Genomic DNA, 24,366 nt, shown 5'->3' with positions numbered 1-24,366 from the left:
AAAACAAACACGATGAAAAAATATATTTTAATAAGCTGTTTTATTCTGATGTTTACGACAGCTTGCAACGACGATTTATTAGACACAAAGCCTGAAACCAGTATTCCGGAATCAATAGCATTTAGCACTCCGGCTAAGATTTTGGCTCAGACCAATAATTTATACAAGCAGTTACAAAATCAAAGTTTTTATGGTGGCCGATTCATTGTTTTTAATGAACAGCGAGCAGATCAATTTGGTCAGAACGACGGAAATGCAGCAACAGGTTCTGCAGTATGGAATCAAAATGTGGCCTCAACAAATGATTTTGTAAACAATGTATGGGCAGTCGGATATGCTGCAATTAATGCTTCAAATATTCTGATCAGCAAAATGAATGAAACTACTGTTATTTCAAAAGAGCTGGCCAAGAACTACATTGCCGAAGCCAAATTTATTCGTGCTTTTTGTTATTTTAGTTTGATTCAAACCTATGCCAAACCTTACAATCAGGACAAAAATTCTTTAGGCCTTCCTTTGCGATTAACACCAATTACGACTTCGGGACATAATGATTTGGCGCGAAGTTCTATAGAAATGGTGTACACGCAAATTCTGAAAGATTTAGATGAAGCAGAAATAGATTTACCTGTTAGTTATTCAACACCTTTGCTCAATACTTCCAGGGCTAAAAAGTGTACGGCAATTGCATTAAAAACAAGGGTTTTATTAGTTCAGAACAATTTTGAGAAAGTAATTACAGAATCTAAAAAAATCGTTTCTTCTACCCTTCCTTTTCAATATACAGAAGGAAATTTAACCCAAAAATTAGAACCTAATTATACTAGTATTTTTGGTGGAAGTTATACAGGAACTGAAGCAATTTTTTCTATCCCTTTTGCTAATTCTACTACTGAAACACCTTCCGCACAATATTCTTTGGCGTATAATTATTTAGCACAACCTATTATTTTTTTAGCAGCTGAAGGTATTGTTAGCGATCCCGCATTTAATTCGGCTACTGATGCACGTTCCAGCCTTATTAGTAAAAGTGCAGCCAATCAAAAAGTATTGAAAAAATTTAGTATCACAACAGCACCTTTTAGAGATTATGTGCCTGTAATTCGCTATGCAGAAGTATTATTAAATTATGCAGAAGCTGCTGCTTATACTGACGATTTAACTACAGCAACGTCGTTATTGAAAGCAGTACGAAATCGTTCAGACCCGAATTATGTTTTCCCGGCAAATGAAATTGCAACAAAAGAGGCTATGATTGCGACCATACAAAAAGAAAGAGATATTGAACTTTTAGGCGAAGGTTTCCGTCTGATGGATTTGCAAAGAAAAGTACAAACCTTACCTGCAAAAAAGGGATCGATCGGTACAGCTCCTTTAGTGTTACCAACCAGCAGTAATTATATCTGGCCAATACCAAGCGGGGAAATCTCAGTAAATAAACTAATAGAACCAAATCCTTAAAAACAGACAAGTAATTTGAGTTCGATTATTATCTAGTCGTCACTTCGAGTGTTTTGGGCTAAAATATTTTGTGCTAAAACGATATTTTAATAACCAAAAATCTATCGAGAAGTTTCGTTTTGCAAAAGTTCTCGATACTATTTTATAAAAATGCTCTCGCTATCTTATAAAATCACTCGAAATGACGATAAAAAATGAATGATCCATAATTATTATTAATCGAACTCAGATAAATAGTCATTTGAAATTAAGCTGAATTTTTATACTAAATAATAACCTGTTGGGTGTAGTTATTAAAAACGTCAGTTCGAGTGTTTTTTTGTGCAGAGAAACGGAACAAAAAATATATCGAGAACCGTTTTAATAATAATTTTTCTGTTCCCGATACAATCTTCTATCGGAAATCACTCGAACTGACGAAAAATTATTATCAAAAACTAATTACACCCAACGGATTAAATAATAAGTGTGATGCATTTTTATTACAGTTTAAAAAATTAGCTTTTTTTCATTCAAGTCTGCTTCATTTATTATATAAAATGCTCGATTTGTATCACTCCTTATGTCCTCTATTCCTCTATTTTTGAAAACTTTTAATTGGGATCATTTTACCCATTTATCATAAAAACCCAAATTATTTAATTTAACCAAAAGGTTTTCTAAAACATATAAAATGAGATTACGATTTATGGCTATTGTTTTGTTTTCAGTATTTTTTCAAAGCTCTTTTTCACAAACAGATGCTGTGACCGAAAAAAGAATCGAACAGTTAATTAAGAAAATGACTTTGAAAGAAAAAGTCGGTATGCTGCATGGGAATTCTAAATTTTACACTTCAGAAATAAAACATCTCGGAATTCCGGAATGGGCCTTATCTGATGGTCCACACGGAGTCAGAGCAGAAATGAATCGTCATAATTGGCAATATGCCGGACAAACGGATGATGCTTCGACCAGTTTTCCTCCTGGAACAGCAATGGCTGCAAGTTGGAATCTGGAACTGTCTAAACAGCGTGGAATCGTTTTAGGCGAAGAAGCACGCTTTCGCAAAAAAGACGTTTTGCTCGGACCAGGAATCAATATTATTCGTTCTCCACTTTGCGGAAGAAATTTTGAATATTTAAGCGAAGATCCATTTCTTATTTCGCAGCTTTCAATCAATTATATTAAGGCTTTGCAAACGCAGGATGTCGCGGCTTGTGTGAAACATTTTGTAGCCAACAATCAGGAAGAAAACCGTTTTGTTGTTGATGTCACTATGAGCGAACGCGCTTTACGCGAAATTTATTTGCCGGGTTTTAAAGCTTCAATTGTAGATGCCGGAGTATTAGGCGTTATGGGAGCTTATAATAAATTCAGAGGTTCGTATTGCACTGAAAACGATTATTTGGGGCGAACACTTTTACGTGATGAATTTAAATTTAAAGGCGTTTACATGTCGGATTGGGATGCTGTTCACAGTACTGAAAAAGCGGCTTTGGCTGGTTTAGATTTAGAAATGGGAACTGAAAAAGAAAATTATAATGACTGGTATTTCGCAGATCCTTTGATTAAAGCAGTACAGGAAGGACGCATAAAAGAAAGCATCGTCAACGAAAAAGTGGCGAACATTTTAAGAGTCATGATTAAAACGAAAGTTTTAGATCCTAAAACGCGCGTAACAGGCTCTATAAATACAAAAGAACACCAGCAGGCTGCCTATCGTTCTGCTGTTGAAGCTGCTGTTTTATTGAAAAATGAGAGTTCAATTTTACCCTTAAATATGAGCGCGATAAAATCAGTAGCAATTATTGGTGATAATGCAACGCGTACACATTGCGGCGGAGGATTTAGCTCAGAAATCAAAGCTTTGTATGAGATAACGCCGCTTCAGGCGATGACCACTAAATACGGAAAATCAATGCAGATCAATTTTGCACAAGGATATGAAAAGCAATCCCATGTTGTGGAAAGAAGCAGCGACGGTCAATTAAACACGGATAAAGTAGATTGGAAATTAATCGAAGAAGCTGTAGTTCAAGCCAAAAAATCGGATGTCGCGATTGTTTTTGCAGGTTTAAACCATGATTTCGATTCAGAATCATTTGACAGACTGCACATGCGTTTGCCTTACGGACAGGAAACTTTAATTCAGGAAGTAGCGAAAGCAAATCCTAAAACGATTGTCGTAATTATTGCCGGTTCTCCACTTGAATTAGCGGGTATTGAATCTCGCGTTTCTGCCTTAGTGTGGGGATGGTATGGCGGAATGGAAGCCGGCAACGCGATTGTTGATGTATTGAGTGGTAAAGAATTTCCATCGGGAAAACTGCCTTTTACTATTCCGGTTACTTTAAGCCAATCTCCGGCGCATGCTTTAGGCGCCTATCCAGGGCATGATTTGAAAGTAAACTATGAGGAAGATATTTTGGTAGGTTATCGTTGGTTTGACACTAAAGGAATTGAGCCTCAATATCCTTTTGGTTATGGTTTGTCTTATACTTCTTTTGAAATCTCAAATGTTGCTTCAGACAAGAAAGTCTACGGTATCAATGATGAAATAACAGTAAAATTCAATATTAAAAACACAGGCAGAACCACTGGTGCAGAAGTAGTTCAATTGTATGCAGGCCAAACGAATCCTTCTGTTTTAAGGCCTAAAAAAGAATTAAAAGCATTTGATAAAATATTCCTCTCACCGGGAGAACAAAAGACGATTGATTTAAAAATAAAAGTAAAAGACCTGGCTTTTTACGATGAAAAAACTTCTGGTTGGAAAATTGAACCGGGTGAATTTGTACTTTATACGGCTACATCAGCCAAAAATATCGTGAGTAGTTTTCCTGTTACTGTGAAATAAAAAACTTCTTAATACTGAAAAAAGTTGCCGAAATGGCAACTTTTTTCAGTATATAAACCTTGTCATTGATGGCCTGACAAAAATTTTTGATGTCCTCTATCAAAAAAAAATACAATTAATTCAAAAGCAGTACTCCTCCATTACGAGGAATTATTATTTCAGCCTCCTGGTTCTTTTTAAGTTTTATTGTTTTTACTTTTCCATTTAATTGTTCATCATCATGATAATAAATTAACGATGATCCTGAAACAAACATTGGCAGTTTTATCTTAAGTTTTAGAATTTCTTTTTGGGCATTCACACCCGCTATATACCACTTGGTACCTTTTCGGCGGGCAAGTACAACGTATTTACCAGGAAATCCATCTAAAAAACGAACTTCATCCCAAGTTGTGGGTACTTCTTTCATAAAATTTATTGCCCAGTCCGGAGCATCAGTCAAATTATTTGGTGCTAATGCAAAATGCTGTACCCCGCTTTGAAAAAGTACTGCTGCTGCTAAAGCAAACACATCAGAAGTAATTCGTTTTGAGCCTTTATTGGGAATATTATCACTGTTGTAAAATTTATTTAAGGCACTTCCCCCAAAATCCATACTTCCTACTGTATTTCGAATAAAAGTATGTATTGAGGCATTCATTGCTTCATTGTCACAGCTTCCTTGTCCAAAATGTAAATTTTCGCTGGCTAAAACCGCCTCACTAGCTGCGAAGTTTGGATACATACGCTCCCAGCCTCTTGGTAATGTACAGCCGTGAAAAATAACCATTATACCAAAATCATTAGCATCTGTCAGGATATCTTCATATAATTTCATGGTTACTTGTTTGTCTCCTCCAAAAAAATCTACTTTAATTCCTTTTACGCCAATACTTTTCATCCAGGCCATTTCTTTACGACGGATTGTCGAATTGTCCATCATCCCTCTCGGTCCCTGGGGAGCATCATTCCAATACCCGTTCGAATTATACCATAAATACAAACCAACACCTTTTTCAGCACCATATTTAGCCAGTTCCGCGATTTTATCCTTTCCTATCTGAGTATCCCAAAGGGCATCAATTAAGATCGTTTCATATCCCATTGCGGCACTAAAATCAATGTATTGTTTCTGTACCGGAAAGGTAGTATTACTATCCATTTTCATTATCCAGCTCCAGGAACCTTTGGTATATTGGTATTCTTTAGAAGCCTGGTATTTTGGTTTAACCAAATCAAACGGAATTGTGGTTTCTACAATAGGTGCCAGTGTTTCTCCAATCGTAATAGTGCGCCAGGGAGTTTCCCCAATAAGCGGTATTCCTGGGGCAGTTGTTCCGTTTCCATTATTTTCTCCTGCCATTGGAAATCCTACAGTATATAATCCTTTATCATGTCCAATTAGTCTGCTTGCGCAATAACCGCTGTCAACGCCTGTTTCGGATATTAAAACCCATCCAGTATTATTTACTTTAAAAAGACATGGAAATGTATATCCTTCACCCATGCCGTTTTTTCCCATTTGGGCATCTAATGTGTATGATGTTTCATAACTTGGTGCAGTTCTAGCGTACCCTGTCATTGGCTTACTTTGCGGACAAAGAAAGGTAGTGGTTCCTTCAGGCAGTATAAAACCGGAGGCTTCTTCCTGCACCACACAAGAGCGGGCTTCCTTTTGCGGATATACCTTATATTTAAAAGCTACATTATTATTGCTTACTCTAAATACCACATCTATAGCAGCTTTACTATCTTTACTGAAAGACAATATGGCTTCATTAGCCTCATAATGAACATCACTCTGCTTTATATTAGGTAGCTTATAAGTTTCATCAATTTTATTTTGTCCAACATCAGCTTTTAAAATTAATCCTGTTGTAAAATCACCAACATTGGTTTTCAATCCCAGTGGAGAATTTTCTAAGAAAGTTTTTTCATTATATGAAATACTATACAATGGCATTCCATTCGAGATAAAAACAGAAACCTTAAGCTTTCCATCAGGGCTTTTTACAACTGTTTGTGCACTTAATTTTAAAAAACTAGACAGACATAAATATAAAACACACTTAAAATTCATAACGCGCTATAGATTAATAACTTATTTTTTACTTGTAACAAAAGTGAAAGATAATCATCTTAGATTATTTATATAATTTAAAACCACAGTTATTTGTAACAAAACAATTCTAATTTATTGAACAAATACTTTCATCATTTTTAAATCTTTAGCTTCTGAACTTGTTCCATAATATACCTCATATTCACCTGAAGTTACCTTCATTCCTCTACTGTTAGAATCATAAAATTCAAATGAAGAAGCCGGTAAATCGATTGTTACATTTTGACTTTCGCCTGCTTTTAAATTGATTCGTTTAAAACCTTTCAATGTTTTTAAAGGACCGTCTGTATCCTTTACCTTTCGAACATAAACCTGAACAATCTCTGTTCCTTCGCGTTTACTACTATTTTTTATTAGGAAGCTTAATTGTGTATTTTCATTCGGTTTTATCTTAGTCTTACTCAGGTTTGCTGTACCAATATTGAATTTAGAGTAGCTTAAGCCAAAACCAAACGGGAATAAAACATCAGTTGTGTATCTGTAAGTACGACCTTTCATCGAATAATCTTCAAAGTCACCTAATATGTCTGAATTTTTATAAAATGAAACAGGCAGTTTCCCCGCAGGATTGTAATCTCCAAAAAGAACATCAGCAACAGCCTGACCTCCGGATTCACCTGGATACCATGCCTGTAAAATAGCATCGCAGCTTGTTGTTTCTGGTGCAAAAGCTATTGCAGAGCCGGAGCAGTTTACAAAAACTACTTTTTTGCCTGCAGCTTTAAGCTCTTGCAGACATTTTCTCTGAACAGCAGGCAGCTCGATATTTGTTCGGTCTCCTCCTTTAAAACCTGGATAAGAAACAGGCATTTCTTCTCCTTCAAGCAAAGTAGAAAGCCCTCCTACAAAAATTACGGTATCGATGCCTTTTAATTTTTGAATTAATCCTCCAAAATCAATATCATATTCTTTTCCAAAATCGAATTCAAGATTTGCCTGCCAATTGTTTGACTGGGCGTAAAGAATTTCGATTTTATATTTTTTACCCGCTTCAACCGGAAATGGAATATTGCCCGGAACAGTGCGCCAGTTGGTATATTTTGCTATGGATTTACCATCAACTAACAATTCAAAAGCTCCTGTAGCTCCGGTTTTAAAAACGAGAGTATCATTTGCCTTCGCTGAAAATTCTGTTTCATATTTCGCTGAAAATCCTTCTAATTTAACTCCCGAAGCAAATTCATGCTGGCCCGCAGTAGTCATTTTTATAGGATTTAAAATCTGCTGGGATATTACACTGTTTCCTTCTCTGTTTGGATTGTTCCAATAGGTCGCTTTCATTCCTTTTTTTCCTTCAAATGAAATCTGGTCAAAATAAGTTTGATTCACCTTGTCTTCAACTAAATCACAGGCTTTATCATACACTATTTTATTTGCCGTAACTTTTGATTCTATTCCGCTCTTAATGGTAATTGTTTTGACAGGAGTTCCATTATAATTTCCCCATAACATCGGTTCATTATCAGCATTCGGACCTATAACTGCGATTTTGCTTGTCGTTTTATTTAAAGGAAGAATGTTGTTCTTATTTTGCAAAAGTGTCATTGACTTTTGGGCCATTTCAAGTGCTAACTTTTGATGTTCTTTATTATTAAGAACCGATACGGGAATTTGAGCCCAGGGCACTATTGCATCATCATCCATTTCACCTAAGTCAAAACGGCCAACTAATACACGAAGCAGGCTTTTATCAATATCGGCTTCTTTAATTAAATCTTTCTCAACCGCTTCAGGCAAATTTTTAAATGGATACTTTTCCCACACACATTCAACATCTGTTCCGGCAAGTACCGCCTTAGAAGCTGCATGAGTTGCATCAGACGAGACTTTATGAGTCGTATAAAAATCGGTTACAGCTCCGCAATCTGAAACCACCAGATATTTAAATCCCCATTCATCACGAAGGATACGCTGCAGTAAACGGGTATTGCTGCAACAAGGTTCATCGTCTAAACGCTGATAGGCACACATTACCTGACGTACATCAGCATCTTGTACTAATGATTTAAAGGCTTGCAGATAGGTTTCATATAATTCTCTCGGATTTACATTATTTAAATTCAATTCGTGTCTGCTCCATTCAGGTCCGGAATGAACAGCAAAATGTTTGGCACAGGCTAAAAGTTTACGGTATTTAGCATCTGCAGGACCTTGCAGTCCCTTAACTACTGAAACTCCCATTCGCGAAGTAAGATATGGATCCTCTCCGTATGTTTCCTGACCACGACCCCAGCGTGGATCTCTAAAAATATTCACATTCGGCGTCCAGACCGAAAGACTCAAAAACCGTTTATTCTCATTACCATTCTGAATCCATTGATTATATTTTGCACGGGCTTCATCAGAAACAGCATTAAAAACATTATAGACTAACTGATCGTCAAACGAGGCTGCCATACCAATTGGCTCTGGAAAAACAGTAACATTATCGTTATTTGCATAGCCATGTAAAGCCTCACTCCACCAATTGAATTTTTTAATTCCAAGTCTCGGAATGGGATCACTCTGATCACACATTAACGCTGCCTTTTCTTCAAGGGTTAATCTTGAAATTAAATCTTTTGCCCGTTCTGTTGAACTAAGAGACGGATTCTTAAAAGGATATTGCTGTGCGTTTACACTAAAAACAGCAACTAAACTTATGATGAACACAGAACTAACTTTCATGATTTCTGAATTATATAATGAATATTTTGTGACGTTAATCGACTAATTATTTTTTAAAATTTGATCTTGAATATGGAAATAATCAAAATCAACAAAACCTCCGGTTTTTTTTGTTGCATAATTGAACAATCCAAATCGATATCCCATAAAATGCGGAAGTGTATATGGCAGTTTTATTTTTTTTCCAATACTCATCCATTTTTTGCCATCTAAACTGTAAAAAAAAATGCCTTCATCTGCCTTGTCTTTAAAGTTACATTCTGCCCTGAAATAAATTTTATCCTGCTTTAACGGAACACTTTCTATTTCGATTGGAAGATCTTTAACCGTAGCAATCATTACTATTTTCTTAGCATTTTTTTCGGCTTTTACGCCAATCAATCCGTATTCTTTTTGCAATAAAGAAAGTCCTGCAAAATCACCTTCTTTCATTTTAGAAACCTCAACCAGAATAGTTCCTGAACTTTGAGGGCCAAAAGTTCTTTGCGTCAACGTATTTTTTGCCTGAACAAAACTGCTGTCGATTCTGTCGGTTTTTAATCTTAAAAAACCTTTTCTTTCTTTTACCGACCAAAGTGCATGATCTGGATTGTGATTCCATTGCCAGACCAAAGGTAAATCGGGATCATTCTTTTTTCGATTAAAATCATCTGAGTTTACAATTCCGGGAATCAAACTTTTGCTTGCCGGTAAATCGAGATTTTGTGGCACTGTATTATTTTCACCTAAAATTGGCCAGCCGTCTTCCCACTTAACCGGTACGAAATAAGGAATTCGTCCTACACCGCCAAAATCCCTGAACAGATAGGAGAACCATTTCCCGTCAGGAGTATCGATAAGTCCGCCCTGCGCCACGCCTAAATCCTGCAATCCTACTTTTCCTTCCCACGGACCTGAAATCTTATCGGCTCTGTGTATAATTACGGTGCGAATTCCGTCTTTTGGCCAGACGATATTAAACAGATAATATTTTCCTTTGATTTTAAAAAGCTGCGAACCTTCAGATTGCAACATAATATTTATTCCTGCGGGCGCACTTGCATTTTCTATTAAAATCTTTTTTGTTTCTTCTTTTACAGCTGATAATTCTGAATTTAATTCTATACTCTGCAATTTTCCTGCTCCCCAAATCATATACACTTTTCCGTCATCATCAAAAAAGATAGAATGATCGTGATAGGATGTATTTAAAACGTTTCGTTTCCAAGGGCCTTTTTCGATATTTTTTGTAGAAAAAATATAGGTTTTACCAGTCGTTCCAGAAAAAGTGCTGACATAGTACATCCCATTATGATAATTCAGACTGCTCGCCCAGGAACCTCTTCCGTAATCATTTTTTCCATTATACAGATTTAATTTATCGATATCATCTTCTAATGTTTGATACGCATAATTAACTATTTTCCAATTTACTAAGTCGGTAGATTTCATAATAGGAACACCGGGATTCATGTGCATTGTCGTGCTGCTCATGTAATAGATATCGTTTACACGAATGATGGACATATCAGGAACATCGGCAAAAATCACTGGATTCTGAGCCTTTTTTTGTGCATAATTAATAGACCAATTCACAAGCAGAAGAAGACTAAAAAAAGTATTTCTAATTTTCATTTTATTTGGTATCATTTTCTAATCTTTTAAAATTCTGAATTGATGAAACTTTGGACTATTGCTCCCGTCATTAGATTTTATTGTAATGTTTACAATGTCTATTTTCAACATTAATCGGATGGTTTTATTAGCCTAAGAAATAATCGGTATAAAAATATTACTGCGGTCCTGCTTTAAATTACCATTAATTTAAAAGACTGTGCAACTCTTTCCTTAGCCTGAAATCTAATCTTATTTTTTTACAAATTTTCTGCTTATTTTAGATTTATCGTTTGTTCCATTAATAAAATAAACTCCGGCTGGCAGTGATTCTATTCTTATTCTGGTACTGCCGTTTTTCAAAGTGCCTGAATTCATTAAAGTCCCCTGAACATTAAAAATTTTATAATCAAAGTCAGAAGTCATCTTATCTACAAAAATTTCTTCCAACGCAGGATTAGGATATAATTTGAAACTAACTTCATCCAATTCATTTTGATCCGTGCCTAATGTGGCAAACTCCAACGGAAGCACTGGGGCATTATATCCGGTTTTTTCACTTAAGTAAAAACGGAATGATGAAATTAAGGGTTCACTTCCTACAGTTACAGGATAAAATGCCGTAACATTATTTACTGTCTTGAATGTATAACTTCCTGCCGGAGCTTTCATACCAATGTAAACCGGATTCATTTGATCAACTGTTAAGGCTTTTGGTGTTGAAACATTTCCGGTACCGCTAAAAACAAATGTACCTGTGCCACTCAATAAAACAGGGGTATTGGCCGGAATTACACCTTCAATTTTATTACAAATTATTTTATTTGATGAAGGCAGCATCGTATACGCTGTTACACCTTGAGGTATACTCGCTTCATACGGAAGAACCAAAACATCATAACCTGCAATAGTTTTGGTAAAAGACGCAGCTAAAGCTGAAAAACCGAAAGGAACATTAAAATCTCCTCCCTGATCCATAAGATTTAGATTGTTACACGTTGCTCCTGATATTACATTGTCGGCAGTGTTATTGGCCGTTACATAAAAAATACTGTTTTTATTTGCTGATTTGGAATGCCAATCCTGAGAGGAACTGATACCAGTCGTGTTTCTAAAATCTAATGATACATAATTGGTGCTTTGCAGAGCATCCATCAAAAGGCTGTCATCATCTGAATATATTCCTCCAAATTCGGCCGCTTTTTCGTCAGCAATATTAAAATACACATCACCCAAATTTAAAGTAAGTACTGAACTGTAATTAGAATTTCGCAAGCCAATGATTCCGGTACATCCATCTGTAAGAACGGATTTAGAAATATCAAATGTCAAATCAAATTCAACCCCGGTAGGAAAATTAAATTTTCCATAATTTTTAGATTTTACCTGCCCATTGCCATTGATATAATACAGTGTTGTATTATCAGTATTAGCCTGGTTTGCAGTGGTAAAACTTTTAACATGCATTATAAATTTATTGTAACGGTTATCTAATTTCAAATATCCATTAGCACCGTCCATATTGGTACTTATCAGAGGATTTGCGTTTGCAAATGTCACTGTTTTGCCGCTAATCTGGTATGTTGTTCCAAATGCAGCATTTGTTACGGACTGATTTTCAATTTTAGCATAATGAACTTCTTTACTGGTCATTTGTGAAGGTACTCTTTCCTTATTCTTTTCAAATGTCAAAGTAATAAAACTGGAAGGGTCAATACTCACTACCGGACGAAATGTTTCAGCAAAACTTATCACAGTATTCTGCATATCAACACTTTGACTAGTAATTGTTTTAGTCCCTTTTACAGAATAAAATGGCAAATCTACAGTAAGATTATAGGTGTTTTGCGATGGATTAATTATAGTGAGAACAATTTTATCACCAGCATCATTTATGTACGAAGAGCCTTTAAGTTGTGCAGTTGCATCACTCCACGTTGATTCTATACGTGTTGTGCCTGTAGTGAACTTTGCATATTGTGAAAGTATATGTCCTCTTTTGGTAATTTCACCGGATACTGTTCCGTTTGTTCCATCGCCCATTAGAGCATAATATCGCTTAGTGGCGTAGTGAATCCAGGCATTGACATTTCCTAACATAGCATCATTTACACTGTTAGCGAAACTAAAAGCATCAATTCCCCAATTAAAATCACGAACTGTACCCCCTGAATTCCAGTTAATGAGGTATTCTGTCATCCATATCTCTTTGTTATAATTCTGAAATTGTTTGTATTTTGACTGTATACCTCCATACTGATGAACGCCGTAAACTTCAAAGTTTTTCATGACATCAGCATCCAGAAAAGCATTTGAAAAAGAATCTGAATAACCAACACTTTCCGGTGCAATAACTTTACAATTAATAAGATGACCGTAATTTTTAACAAAAGCAGCTATTTGTACAGGTGTCCAAATACAGCCCTGATAGGTTGCCATTTCATCTGGCTCATTTTGAATTGAAATATAATCGAGTTCTACTCCATTATCACGAAGATAGGTTACATACCGATTAAGATACAAAGCATAATCCTCATAATGTTCTTCTTTCAGGTAGCCAATTTGCTGAACGCCATTTGCATCGGTATAAACTGCGACTTCACTGTTGTTCGTTTTCCATTCTGCCGGCATTGTCCAGGGGCTTGCAAAAATCTTTAATCCCAATTCATTTTTGGCTAATTTTGCAGTTGCAAGCGTTGACGGCCAGTTACTTTCAACCGGAATATAAAGGCGCATAATGTTATAACCGGCTTCACTGTTTGTTCCCCACATTTTTTTGATTTCATCAGTAGACATGTGATTATAACCAAACTGGGGACTGCATACAAAACCTCCAAAACCAGTAACTTTTTGATATGTTTTATTTTTATCAATTTGAACTTTTGCATTTTGTGCACTTAACTGAGCAGCTGACACAAATAAAACGGCAAATAATATTGAACTTAATTGGTATAATTTTTTCATATTCTACTTTGTTGGTTACTAAAATTTAATCAATTAAAAAATTTAGAATTTACTCTGCAATCATTTCACTTTCCGGCGGTCCGAGATAAGATGGTTTTAATCCTCCGGTATTTATAACAATTTTCTGCAGTACAATACCAGGATCCAAAACACGAAAACGTAAAACATGCTTTCCTGCTTTCGAAATAGTATGTTTTGTATTAGAATGTATTAAATGTTCTGCTTGCCATCTTCCTAATTCACCACGGTAATGTCCGTTAAAATTTATAAGCTGTGGTTTTTCACCATCGAAAGAAACTTCATAACGAAGGCCTTTGTTGCTGTTAAAATTAAGTGTTGGAGCCAAAAGCAATTCTACATTAAATTCTCCGGTTGAAGTAAAATCTATTTCATATTCAACAAAAATATTCTCTGTTTGAGATGGATATTTATTTTGTGGAAATGTAGTAATACCGCTTTTTGTTTTTCCAAAATCAGGAATTACCTCCCAGTGAATATTGCCTGAATTATTTACTTTAGAAAAATGTTCTGCTTCGATAGAAACATACCCATCCTTTTCTACAAATACATTCGAAACTATCTGATCTTTTTCTGAAACATAAGTAACTTCAGGAAGGATATTTTTAGGAGTATCGTGCCAGGCCTTATATCCAATTCTCATCTGATCCATTATGTGCGTCCATTTTCCGCCTGAAATTTCATTATTGTATTTATTCTGAAGAACATAATCTCTTTCAAAATTCCTTTTCACCTGATCAGCAAAAGTGTTGGCTAACATGTTTTTTTCTGCCGCCAGTTTTCTGTTATTCGCCTGGGCAAAATACATTTCATAAAGATTACTGCAGGCATCTATAGGATACAAAACCAATTGAAAATAGGCGTCTTTGTATTGTTCTGGAATATCATTGTAAACCCGATAGGCATCAAGCGCCAGATTTTTATAATCATTTACAACCGTTTCAAATTCATTGTAATTTTCCAAACTGTAGGTTTTGCTGTCCAGCATCTCCGGAGTAACTCTTCGGTTGAATTTTGGATAGGTATTTAATAATCTTGCGATCTCTTTAGAATGTTTTGTTCCGAACTGATCAGCAGCCCATTTCTCGGTAAACTCAAAAAGATTTTTGGAGTTGAACTTTTTAGGATCCCACGCCATATCTAAAAAGAAACTAATCGGAAATTCCATCGGTTTAAGATCTCCTACATTTACAATCCAGACTTTATCAACGCCATGTTCGTAGCTCAGATTCATCTGTTCCCAGACTCTTTGTATCGGACTTATGTTGATCCATTTCGAATTTCTTGGGCCTCCCACATAATCAAAATGATAGTACATTCCGTAACCGCCTTTGTGCAAAGGTTTTGTCAAATCTGGAAGTTTACGTACATTTCCCCAATTGTCATCACAAAAAAGCAAAATTACATCATCGGGAACACGCATGCCCTGATCATAATAATCCTGTACTTCCTTATACAATGCCCAAACCTGAGGTGTTTTTTCAGGCTTTTTTTGCGTTACCTCAGCAATAATTTTACGCTGTTCTTTTACGATATTCTCCAGCAGACTTATATTAGTTCCTTCGCTCATTGCTTCATCGCCATCTCCACGCATTCCTACGGTTACTAATTTTTCCCAGTCTTTACTACGCTGAATTCCACCTTTCCAGAATTCATCTAAAACGGGTTTATTTTTAGCATAATCCCAAATATTTGGAAGATTATTTTTTTTTATATACCGATGCCAATCTGTTTGTGCCAAAGCCATTGGTTCATGGTGCGATGTGCCGATGACAATTCCCATTTCATTTGCCAAAGGTCCGCTGGCTGCATCATCATCATAAAAAGCATTTCCCCACATGGCTGGCCAAATGTAATTAGCTTTTAAACGAAGCAGTAATTCAAAAACTTTTTCATAAAATTGACTGTTAAATCCACCAAATTTTGCTTTCGACCAACCGCTTAATGCAGGTGCTTCATCATTGATAAAAATTCCTCTGTATTTTACCGCAGGTTCGCCATCAGTGTAGGTTCCTTTTATAAAATACAGATTCTCTTTTTTCTCGACGGGAACATCGGCCCAATAGTACCAAGGCGAAACTCCAATTTGTTTCGACAATTGGTAAATTCCGTAAATCGTTCCGCGTTTGTCACTTCCGGCAATTATGATGGCTTCATCTACTCCTTTAAATGGATTTTTTATGTTTTGAATAATAAATTTTTCATTTTTACCTTTCAGCAGCTTTCCGTCAATTTTATTTGCTTTAACTAAATCATCAATAACCGAATTGGTTCCGATTGTTCCAATGATAATCAGCGACGATGTAGAATTTGGATTCTGATTAAAAACAGTCGGTTTATCACCCGTAACTTTTTCAAAATCAGATTGAAAATTACCGATTGCACGCAAAACACCTGCATCAGTTCCCTTAGTAACTAGTAAAGAAAGCTGTGAAGATTTCTCTTTCAGTACAACAACATTATCACCTTTTTGAGTTGTAATAAATGGCTGTGAAGCGTTTGAAATAATAGAACTAAAAACGATAAGAAGTGTTAGGATATATTTTGAAAATCTATTCATGAACTTTAATGTGTTATCCAATTCAATTAATATTCTTTGAAATTCAGTTTATTTCTACTGAAACAATAATGGCGCAAACATAAATAAATCGTGTCTCCAGACTGGCCATGTATGTCCGCCCGGATATTCACTGTATTTGTATTTAATTCCCATTTGATCAAATTTGCTCATCATTATTTTGCAATTTTCAAAAGCAATATCTTCTTTGCCTCCCATGGAAATCCAAAACTCTTTAATATTTGAATTAATAGTTGCGGCATTATTTTTCATATACTCATATTGAGGTTCTGATAAAGTGGAATTATTAGCCCACCATCCTGAACTAAATACGCCTATGGCAGAAAACAAATCCGAATTTTTAACACCTGCATAAAGCGTTTGCAAGCCGCCCATTGATAATCCGGCCAAAGCTCTGTTTTTAGCCTCTTTCGAAACTTTAAAATTGCTTTCTACAAAAGGTATTGCGCCTGTTTTTAATTCATTTTCAAAAGCTTTTAATGCATTTTCATTGAAACCTGCAACTCCGCCTGTATTTCCCATGTTACCGTCGATCATTGCAATCACCATTGGTTTTGCTTTATTTTCGGCAATCAAATTGTCTAAGATTAAATTCGCCTTACCCTGAGTTGCCCAGCCTGTCTGATCTTCTCCTCCTCCATGCAATAAATATAAAACCGGATATTTCTCTGTTGAATTTTCATAACCCGGCGGTGTATAAACATACATTTCACGCCATGAATTAGTTGCTTTTGAAAAGTATTTCTTAATTAGAATATCGCCATGCGGCACGTCTTTTAAAGCATAAAAATCTCCTTCTTTATTTGGTATTTCGATACCGCTTGCCATTCGCCCCATACCGTAAAATGTCTGACTTGACGGGTCTGCAACTGCAACTCCATCAATAAGAAGAGAATAATAATTAAATCCTTTGTTTACCTCATCTGTAGTTGTTGTCCAAAATCCTTCTGAATCTCTTGTCAGATCGTATTTTTTTCCCAAATCGATTTGCACTTTTGAAGCTTCGGGAGCGTTAACTTTAAAAAGCACTTTGTTATCCGGTAATATTTGAGGATATTTTGCATTACGAATATTAGTTTCTGCCTGAGATCCCAAAATAGTATATTTCGTGAAACCTGACTGATCTACAGGTTTAAACAAAAACTGTGAAAACATATATAAACCGTTTTTCCAAACTTTAAAATCATGCACTCCAGGTTCAACATAATAGATATGAGGAACATCATTTTTATATAAATAATCATGAGTTCGCTTACTGTTTTCGATAAGCCAGTCGTTATCTCCACAGGAAATCCAGAGTAGTTTTAATTTCTTTTTTGCTGTTTCCGGATTCGGGAGTAATTCTTGGGGCGCTTTAGTATTTGGAGCTGCTGAGAATGCACCAACCCATGCAAATTTATCTAAATTTCCTAGCCCGAAATTTAACGATTGTCCGCCGCCCATTGATAATCCGGCTATGGCGCGTTGTTCTCTGTCTTTAAGAACCGGGTATTTTTTTTCGATAAACGGAATTAGGTCATTTAATAAATCTTTTTCAAAAGTAGCAAATGCCTGTACTTTATCAGGAGCCATTATGTTCCCGGTTGCACTATCGTCTTTCATTGCCCTGCCATTTGGCATAACCACAATCATAGGTTCAATTTTACCTTCTGCAAAAAGATTGTCTAATATAATTTGCGGATTTCCACCGTTTAACCATTCTTTTTCATCGCCGCCTATTCCGTGTAAAAGATACAATACAGGATATTTTTTCTTTTTATTGAATCCAGGAGGTGTATAAACTGTTACTTTTCGGATAGAACCAACAGTTTTAGATTCATAAGTGATTTCTTCTATTTTTCCTGCTGGTATATTGGTGTTTAACTGGTCAAAACCAATAGGAGCCTGTACAATGAAAGGTGCTTTGCCATCTGAAAATTTATAACCTAATAAGGAAATCATTTTTTCCGCATAACGTCGTCCCAACTCTCTGTAACCTGCGGCATTAAAATGCAAAAAATCAGGTTCAGCTGTGCATCCTTTTGAGGAGATAACATACGAATTAGCTATTGTTTTTGGCAGTGTGGCAATAATTTTATTCATGCTGCCACATTTGCCTTTCTGGTCATCATTTACCGTTTCTCCCGAAAGCAAAGGCACTTTTTTAGGATCCAGATTCAGGTCTTTCATCAAATTATCGTAGACAATTTTTACCTTTTTTGTCCAAAGTGTATCACCAGTATTCGATTCCCCCTGATGTATTAAAATACCTTTAATTACGCCTTTTTTCTGTGCTATTTTTGCCAGCTCCACAAGTCTTCCATAAGGGTTTCCATCGTATTCCTTTAGCATTCCTTTCATCCAGTCTGGTGCTGTTGCAATATATTCTGCTGACTTATCTTTATCAAAAAGTTCAATTTTACAGCCTCCAACGGCAACATTGATAACACCTACTTTTACATTTTTAGGCAGATTGGCCACGAGGTTTCTTCCAAAATAATCAACTGGCGTTAGTCCGGTATTACAACGGCACAATGGCGAAATGGCGGTATACCAATTTCCTTTTTCACGCTTCAGTTCAGGGCAATTGACTGCCTGTAAAACCTGAAACCGATCATCGACTCCAACCTTGTCTTGTGGTTCTATTTTGGCATATCCTTCCATATTTGACTGACCGAAACTCAGATAAACATGAAAATCAGGATCTTGAGAATATCCTTTTTGTGCTACTGAAAAAAGAAACGTAAATGCGAAAAACCTAAGTATTGATTTCATTATTAGCTGTTTTTATTGTCAAAAATCTTTTAAAATCTGGATTGAAATACATTCAAATTCAAAAAAAGCAATTACTTAAATAAGTCCAGATCTACAGCTTCTCCCATTCTGAGATAGCCTGATTCATTTGGATGTAAAAAATCGCCGTCATGCATATTTGATAAAATAGTCTTCGAATCAATTTCTGAAGCCATTGCTTTATCAAAATCAATTACGGCATCAAAGGCTTTACTACTTCGAATCCATGTGTTTACTATATCTCTTGCTTCTTGTCTGTGAGGTGCGTCATAAAATGATTTGGCAAATGGCAAAATGGTACAGCCATAAACTTTGATACCTCTAGCATGTGCTTTATTTATCATTACTTTGTAAGCTTCAATAAGTTCCTGAGCTTTAGCTTGTGCATCTTCAGGATTTTTAATTCCGCCAATATCGTTTACACCCTCCAAAAGTATTAACCATTTTGTGCCCTTTTGAGATAATACATCCCTGTCAAAACGATTTAAAGCCGTTGGGCCTAATCCTCCTTTAGTGACACAATTCCCTCCTATTCCTAGATTCAGGACTCCTATATGCTCCGTTTTCTTATTGGCTAATAATCTTGTCGATAAGATATCCGTCCATCTATTTTGTTTGTTGGTGCCGGAGCTACGACCGTCTGTAATGGAGTTGCCAAGACAGACTATATTCGCAGAAGATTTATCAGCAATAACATCTACTCCCATGATTGAATACCAATGATCTGTTTTTATTGCTCCTGAAAAATCAGCATTCGTAAGATTATCGCCCTGCAAAATATAAGAAGTCGTTCTGGAACCGGGATGCCCAGATGTTTTTTGAGATGTTGCTCCATAATGAATCGTAATGGCTAAAAGCTGTCCTGGCTGTAAATCAAAAGCAAAAGCATCTGAAAATATTTCCTGTTCAGGATTCATTGTTATTCCAGGATTCCCATTAAAACTTACTGTTTTTTGAGTTGCTGCATCAATACCCGGAGCAGTAACTACATTTGCTACACTTACAGAATTCAAAACTGTTGGCTGATCACTGAATATATTGGAAAAACGAAGACGCAGACTTTTTCCTCCTATTGAAACTCTAATAATTTGTCGAAGCGTATTATCTGTCAGACCTGGAGCCGGAGGCATATTATTAGGTTCTACTAACATTTGCGCTGTAGCCCAGGTACCCACCCAATTCTCCGAATTTGATCTGCCTGCCTCTTTTATAGATGCCTGATTGGACTTACATCCCAAAACCAAAAGGAAGAGAGGTATAAACAATAACCATTTGAAATATTGCTTTTGCATATTTAATTTTTAAAGATTAATGGGTATTTTGTATTCTTCTCTTTTGAATAGTATTCAAATATTAATCCGCTTAATTCAATATTTTATTGTGCCTTAGCATCATTTGCAGCCGTAGCATATAATCCTACTAATGCTCCTGTAAAACCTCCAGCTACATTTGTTGAAAGAATATCTCCTGAAACGCTTCCTCCTAAATTTCTAAAATCAGCACCATTTAGAGCATAACTAAATTCATAACTGTCTCCCATTGCTTTTACCTGAAGACGAATGGGCTTTTTGATTTCAATTTTAGTACTTGCAATAATTTTTGACTGTCCTTTTTCTGTTCTTTCTAACAAGATATAGGTATCCTTTCCTTTCTTTGTTATTCCAAAAACATAATTAAAACGTTCGTTTTGCAGGCAAACAATTCCGGCAAGATCTTTTTCAGATTCTGGTTTATAATCAATTGTTGTGGCAAAAGAAAAAGTGTTATGCATTTGTCTGTAGAAAAGTGTCGAAGTTGGTTTCAGTTCTTTAATATTTACTTCGAAAGGATTAATCTGAAGTCCTTTTTTGGTTACCGAAATGAAATTTTCACGCGGGCCTCGAAGTCCAATCCATCTGTAATCTAATTTTTCAGAAGTAAAATTTTCGGTAAACGTAAAATTACCATTTGGGAAAAATCCGTCTTTACCGGTTTTGTTTTCGGTAACTCCTTTTGGCATTTTTATTTTTGACTCCAATGGTACTAATCCATTTTCAAAAACCGGAAAAGTTCCTGACCAGTCTACGGGAAGCATAAAAGTTTCGCGTCCTGTATTTACTCTGTCCTTATCATTCGGGCGAACGCCTAAAAATACACCGTAATATTTATTATCAGGACCAAGAACTAAATCGGCATGCCCCGCCCAGTCTACTTTATCTTTTCTGTTTTGCGGAAAATATCTTTGGGTAAGAATCGGATTGTTTGATGCCGGCTTAAAAGGTCCTTTTGGATTGTCACTGATAAAAATAACTTCACTATGATTTCCTCCTGTACCACCTTCGGCACACATTAAATAATAATGACCGCCTTTTTTATATAAATGAGGCGCTTCAATCCATATTGGTTTTTTAGAAAGGTCTACACCCCCATCCACTATAATTTTGTCAGTACCCGGAATTACTTTATCATTTTCAAGATCATATTCCCAAACTTTTATAACACGATGGCCTTCATATAATTGCTTTCCTTTATCGGGAGCGTCATTGTGCACGATGTAGCCTTTTCCGTTATCATCAAAAAAGATACACGGATCAATTCCGTCAAAACCCAGTTTTATTGGGCTTCCCCAGCCTTTCATTGGGTCTTTTGTTTTTACTATAATATTGCCCAAACCTCCTGAAAATGCCGTTACAATCATATAGAAAGTGTCATTATGAGGATTATAAGTTATTCCCGGAGCATATACGCCCTGACTGATACCTGTATCGTGAGGGTTAAATTCGGAAACCTTATTTAATACACCTCCAAGGTCAGTCCAATTCACTAAATCCTTAGAATGAAAAATAGGAACACCCGGAAACATAGCAAATGAAGAACAAACCATATAATAGTCATCTCCTTTTCTGGTTATGGCAGGGTCTGGATAACATCCCTGCAAAACTGGTGAATAAAATTCATCTGGTTTTAATGGATTATTTTTATAAATGTTATCATTTCCCTGATAAATAACATTCGAAAAAACAGGAGGTCTTTTATTTGGCCTTCCTGTAATGGTATCCTTAACTTCTATGCCTTTAAAAGAAAAAAGAAAAATTAATGATAACAAGAAAAATATTTGTTGCTTCTTCATTATAATTATTCATTTTGTAACATCTATTTAAAAATGTTATTTGTTTAAAAAATTAATTTTCAATCCTGAAATACTATTCCTAAAATTAATATGCTAATTATACATTAGCATCCCACCCAATTTATCATAAATGTTTTTTCAAATCTTAAACTACTACTTAAATGAGTTCAAATTTTCGCAAAGCTAATTCAGAATTTAAAAGCCGAGAGAATTACCCCTCGGCTTCAAACTTAAGCAAACTTAAATAACCAACTTACAAGCTATTCTGTAAAATTAACACTTATAACTACGGTTAAATTTGCTTAGTACCATGATTTAGTTATATCCCGGATTCTGATATTCTACCTTTTCAGCAGCACTCATTTCCATTAAATCTATCTGTCCCTGAGGTATTGGACGCAAATAGTGATAAGGCTCAATAGTTCTGTTAACAACTTGTGGTGTGTGCTGACCGTAATTCGAACCGCTGATTGAATATTTACCGGCAAGTTCATTCCATTTTTGAGTTCTTACCAAATCATACCAACGATATCCTTCACCATAATATTCTCGAGAACGTTCAGCAAGAATATAATTAATGTCAATTACCGCAGGAGTTGTACTGGTTAATAAAGTGCTATTGTCTGCATTTTTTGTTACATTACCATTATTATCCCAACGCCATTTTCCGGCACGTGCACGTATTACATTTATAAGGCTTCTGGCTGTCATAGAACCAGTTGCTCCTTTTACTGCAGCTTCTGCGGCAACAAAATAAAGTTCTGAAAATTTAGCTACAGGGAATGGTCTGGTGCTACCTGCATTTGGCTGTCCTAATCCTCCGGCATTATCAGTACGGTATGGTCCTAATTTCCATAAACCGGGATAAACAATTCTGCTTATTCCTGACGGTGAAATAACATAATCAGCTCTGCCTGGTAAAACTCCGGCACCAACGCCACTGTCACCTGCTCCTGAAGGATATGTAATTGGTGTAGCAGGTTCATCATTTAGAAAAGTTACAATTGCACTATTTGGTGTTACCGGTAATCCATTCGCATTATACAATGTTGGGACTGCTGTTAATCCAGTTCCTGTCAAATTCCAATTTCCACGATAAACAGAAGTAAATGTTCCATCATATCTTGAATCATTTGTCTTATCAGCAAAAGTATTGGTAAAAACTTCAATAGGCGGTACCATTCTTACCCATGGACGTCCTAAAAATTGATCAGCTGCTCGTTGTACTGATGAAACTGAACCTCCGGCCGAGTTTTTACTTCTAATAGCTGTATAATTGAATGTCCCCATCCAACCAGCGAAATTATCAGGAGAGCCTCCGCTTCCGTAAGTAAGACTTGCACCATTGTAATATTCACTTTCTTCAGTATGATCTGCATAAAGCATTACTTCTTTATTACGGTCATTAGAGCCTAAGTTAACATCATAATAATAGTCTAACAGCCCATATGAACCCGGATTATTAATTCCTTCTAAAGCCAAGTCGTATGCTTTCTGAAAATACCATTGTGCATTGTGTCCATCAGGGTCAGTTCTCGGAGTATCAGGATAGGTTGGAATATTATTTGGATTTTCTAACCACCAGGCATAGGTCAAATATGCTTTTGCTAAATACAAACGTGCTACCGTTTTAGTTACCGTACCAGTTAATCTTTGAGCATCAGGTAATTCATTTACAGCTATTACCAGATCCGGAAAAATAGCTTTAGTATAAACCTCTGATACTGTATTTCGCTTAGAAGATCTCGATGGTTTAGTGTTAAATTTCAGTTCACCTGCCCCTAAATCTAAAGGTACACCGCCAAAATTCTGCACTAATAAAAAATAATCAAAAGCCCTAAAAAATCTGGACTCAGCAATTAAACTACTTGCAACACCCACTGCTGCCCCATTTTCAATAATTCCGCTGGCAGTGTTTATATCATTATATGAATTATTCCAAACTACGTCTGCTCTGCTCGAATTAGGATTAATAACTCCAACCCCGGATAAATCATGATCTTTGAAATTTCCGTCGGCCTGTTGTCCATATGTATGTTCATCTGTACCAGTTTGTACAGAATTGTAATAATAGGCCTGCCCATATATCCAGCGTAAATGCGCATAATGTGAAGTTAATCCCTGTTTTACACCCGCTTCTGTTTTAAAATAGCCAGGCTCATAAAAATCATGTGGTTTTTCCTCTAAAATATCAGAGCAGCCTGCAAAGGAGAACAAAACTACTGATCCTATAATTAATTTTTTTAAAATATATCGTTTCATGG

At 35.9% G+C, this 24,366-nt stretch carries 11 protein-coding genes; 2 read left to right on the top strand and 9 right to left on the bottom strand.

What is annotated here, in order from left to right; translation table 11 throughout:
• Positions 1-12 precede the first annotated feature (12 nt).
• Together BXU10_RS12790 and BXU10_RS12785 are read left to right on the top strand one after the other, a co-directional pair.
• Entirely contained in the window at positions 13-1,461 is a 1,449-nt protein-coding gene (locus BXU10_RS12790) for a RagB/SusD family nutrient uptake outer membrane protein (protein WP_078227645.1), read from the top strand.
• Between the two features lie 673 nt (positions 1,462-2,134).
• A complete protein-coding gene (locus tag BXU10_RS12785; RefSeq protein ID WP_078227644.1) occupies positions 2,135-4,300 on the top strand; it encodes a beta-glucosidase in 2,166 nt (721 codons plus the stop codon).
• Positions 4,301-4,415: 115 nt separating this feature from the next.
• Here BXU10_RS12785 and BXU10_RS12780 read toward each other — a convergent pair whose 3' ends face one another.
• The 9 genes from BXU10_RS12780 to BXU10_RS12740 all read right to left on the bottom strand — a co-directional run bounded on the left by BXU10_RS12780 (position 4,416) and on the right by BXU10_RS12740 (position 24,364).
• Entirely contained in the window at positions 4,416-6,359 is a 1,944-nt protein-coding gene (locus BXU10_RS12780) for a glycoside hydrolase family 97 protein (protein WP_078227643.1), read from the bottom strand.
• A 114-nt stretch (positions 6,360-6,473) separates the two neighbouring features.
• Positions 6,474-9,068, bottom strand: coding sequence for a xylan 1,4-beta-xylosidase (gene xyl3A, locus BXU10_RS12775; protein ID WP_078227642.1), 2,595 nt, complete (start codon positions 9,066-9,068; stop codon positions 6,474-6,476).
• Positions 9,069-9,110: 42 nt separating this feature from the next.
• On the bottom strand, positions 9,111-10,697 hold the full coding sequence (locus BXU10_RS12770; protein ID WP_223255431.1) for a glycoside hydrolase 43 family protein: 1,587 nt from the start codon (positions 10,695-10,697) through the stop codon (positions 9,111-9,113).
• A gap of 216 nt (positions 10,698-10,913) precedes the next feature.
• A complete protein-coding gene (locus BXU10_RS12765) occupies positions 10,914-13,625 on the bottom strand; it encodes a T9SS type A sorting domain-containing protein (protein WP_078227640.1) in 2,712 nt (903 codons plus the stop codon).
• A 49-nt stretch (positions 13,626-13,674) separates the two neighbouring features.
• Positions 13,675-16,203 carry a glycosyl hydrolase 115 family protein gene (locus tag BXU10_RS12760; RefSeq protein ID WP_078227639.1) on the bottom strand — a complete coding sequence of 843 codons (2,529 nt, stop codon included), beginning with the start codon at positions 16,201-16,203 and terminating at the stop codon, positions 13,675-13,677.
• 54 nt (positions 16,204-16,257) lie between these two features.
• Positions 16,258-18,975 (bottom strand): alpha/beta hydrolase-fold protein, encoded by a 2,718-nt coding sequence (locus BXU10_RS12755; protein WP_078227638.1) that lies wholly within the window; start codon positions 18,973-18,975, stop codon positions 16,258-16,260.
• Between the two features lie 71 nt (positions 18,976-19,046).
• Positions 19,047-20,285, bottom strand: coding sequence for an SGNH/GDSL hydrolase family protein (locus BXU10_RS12750; protein ID WP_078227637.1), 1,239 nt, complete (start codon positions 20,283-20,285; stop codon positions 19,047-19,049).
• An 83-nt stretch (positions 20,286-20,368) separates the two neighbouring features.
• Entirely contained in the window at positions 20,369-22,102 is a 1,734-nt protein-coding gene (locus tag BXU10_RS12745; RefSeq protein ID WP_078227636.1) for a glycoside hydrolase family 43 protein, read from the bottom strand.
• A 315-nt stretch (positions 22,103-22,417) separates the two neighbouring features.
• Positions 22,418-24,364: a RagB/SusD family nutrient uptake outer membrane protein gene (locus tag BXU10_RS12740; protein ID WP_078227635.1), complete on the bottom strand. Its 1,947-nt coding sequence runs from the start codon at positions 24,362-24,364 to the stop codon at positions 22,418-22,420.
• Positions 24,365-24,366 lie beyond the last annotated feature (2 nt).

Origin of the sequence: Flavobacterium sp. LM4 (assembly GCF_002017935.1) — a bacterium.
In the GTDB taxonomy this organism is placed as follows: Bacteria; Bacteroidota; Bacteroidia; order Flavobacteriales; family Flavobacteriaceae; genus Flavobacterium; species Flavobacterium chungangense.
Note: the sequence above shows the minus strand (reverse complement) of the source record. Positions and strands in the feature narration are given on the sequence as shown.

Excerpts from the sequence above, each read along its gene's own strand:
- BXU10_RS12790 (WP_078227645.1), top strand. The coding sequence starts at position 13 with ATGAAAAAATATATTTTAATAAGCTGTTTTATTCTGATGTTTACGACA.
- BXU10_RS12785 (WP_078227644.1), top strand. The coding sequence starts at position 2,135 with ATGAGATTACGATTTATGGCTATTGTTTTGTTTTCAGTATTTTTTCAA.
- BXU10_RS12780 (WP_078227643.1), bottom strand. The coding sequence starts at position 6,359 with ATGAATTTTAAGTGTGTTTTATATTTATGTCTGTCTAGTTTTTTAAAA.
- xyl3A (WP_078227642.1), bottom strand. The coding sequence starts at position 9,068 with ATGAAAGTTAGTTCTGTGTTCATCATAAGTTTAGTTGCTGTTTTTAGT.
- BXU10_RS12770 (WP_223255431.1), bottom strand. The coding sequence starts at position 10,697 with ATGATACCAAATAAAATGAAAATTAGAAATACTTTTTTTAGTCTTCTT.
- BXU10_RS12765 (WP_078227640.1), bottom strand. The coding sequence starts at position 13,625 with ATGAAAAAATTATACCAATTAAGTTCAATATTATTTGCCGTTTTATTT.
- BXU10_RS12760 (WP_078227639.1), bottom strand. The coding sequence starts at position 16,203 with ATGAATAGATTTTCAAAATATATCCTAACACTTCTTATCGTTTTTAGT.
- BXU10_RS12755 (WP_078227638.1), bottom strand. The coding sequence starts at position 18,975 with ATGAAATCAATACTTAGGTTTTTCGCATTTACGTTTCTTTTTTCAGTA.
- BXU10_RS12750 (WP_078227637.1), bottom strand. The coding sequence starts at position 20,285 with ATGCAAAAGCAATATTTCAAATGGTTATTGTTTATACCTCTCTTCCTT.
- BXU10_RS12745 (WP_078227636.1), bottom strand. The coding sequence starts at position 22,102 with ATGAAGAAGCAACAAATATTTTTCTTGTTATCATTAATTTTTCTTTTT.
- BXU10_RS12740 (WP_078227635.1), bottom strand. The coding sequence starts at position 24,364 with ATGAAACGATATATTTTAAAAAAATTAATTATAGGATCAGTAGTTTTG.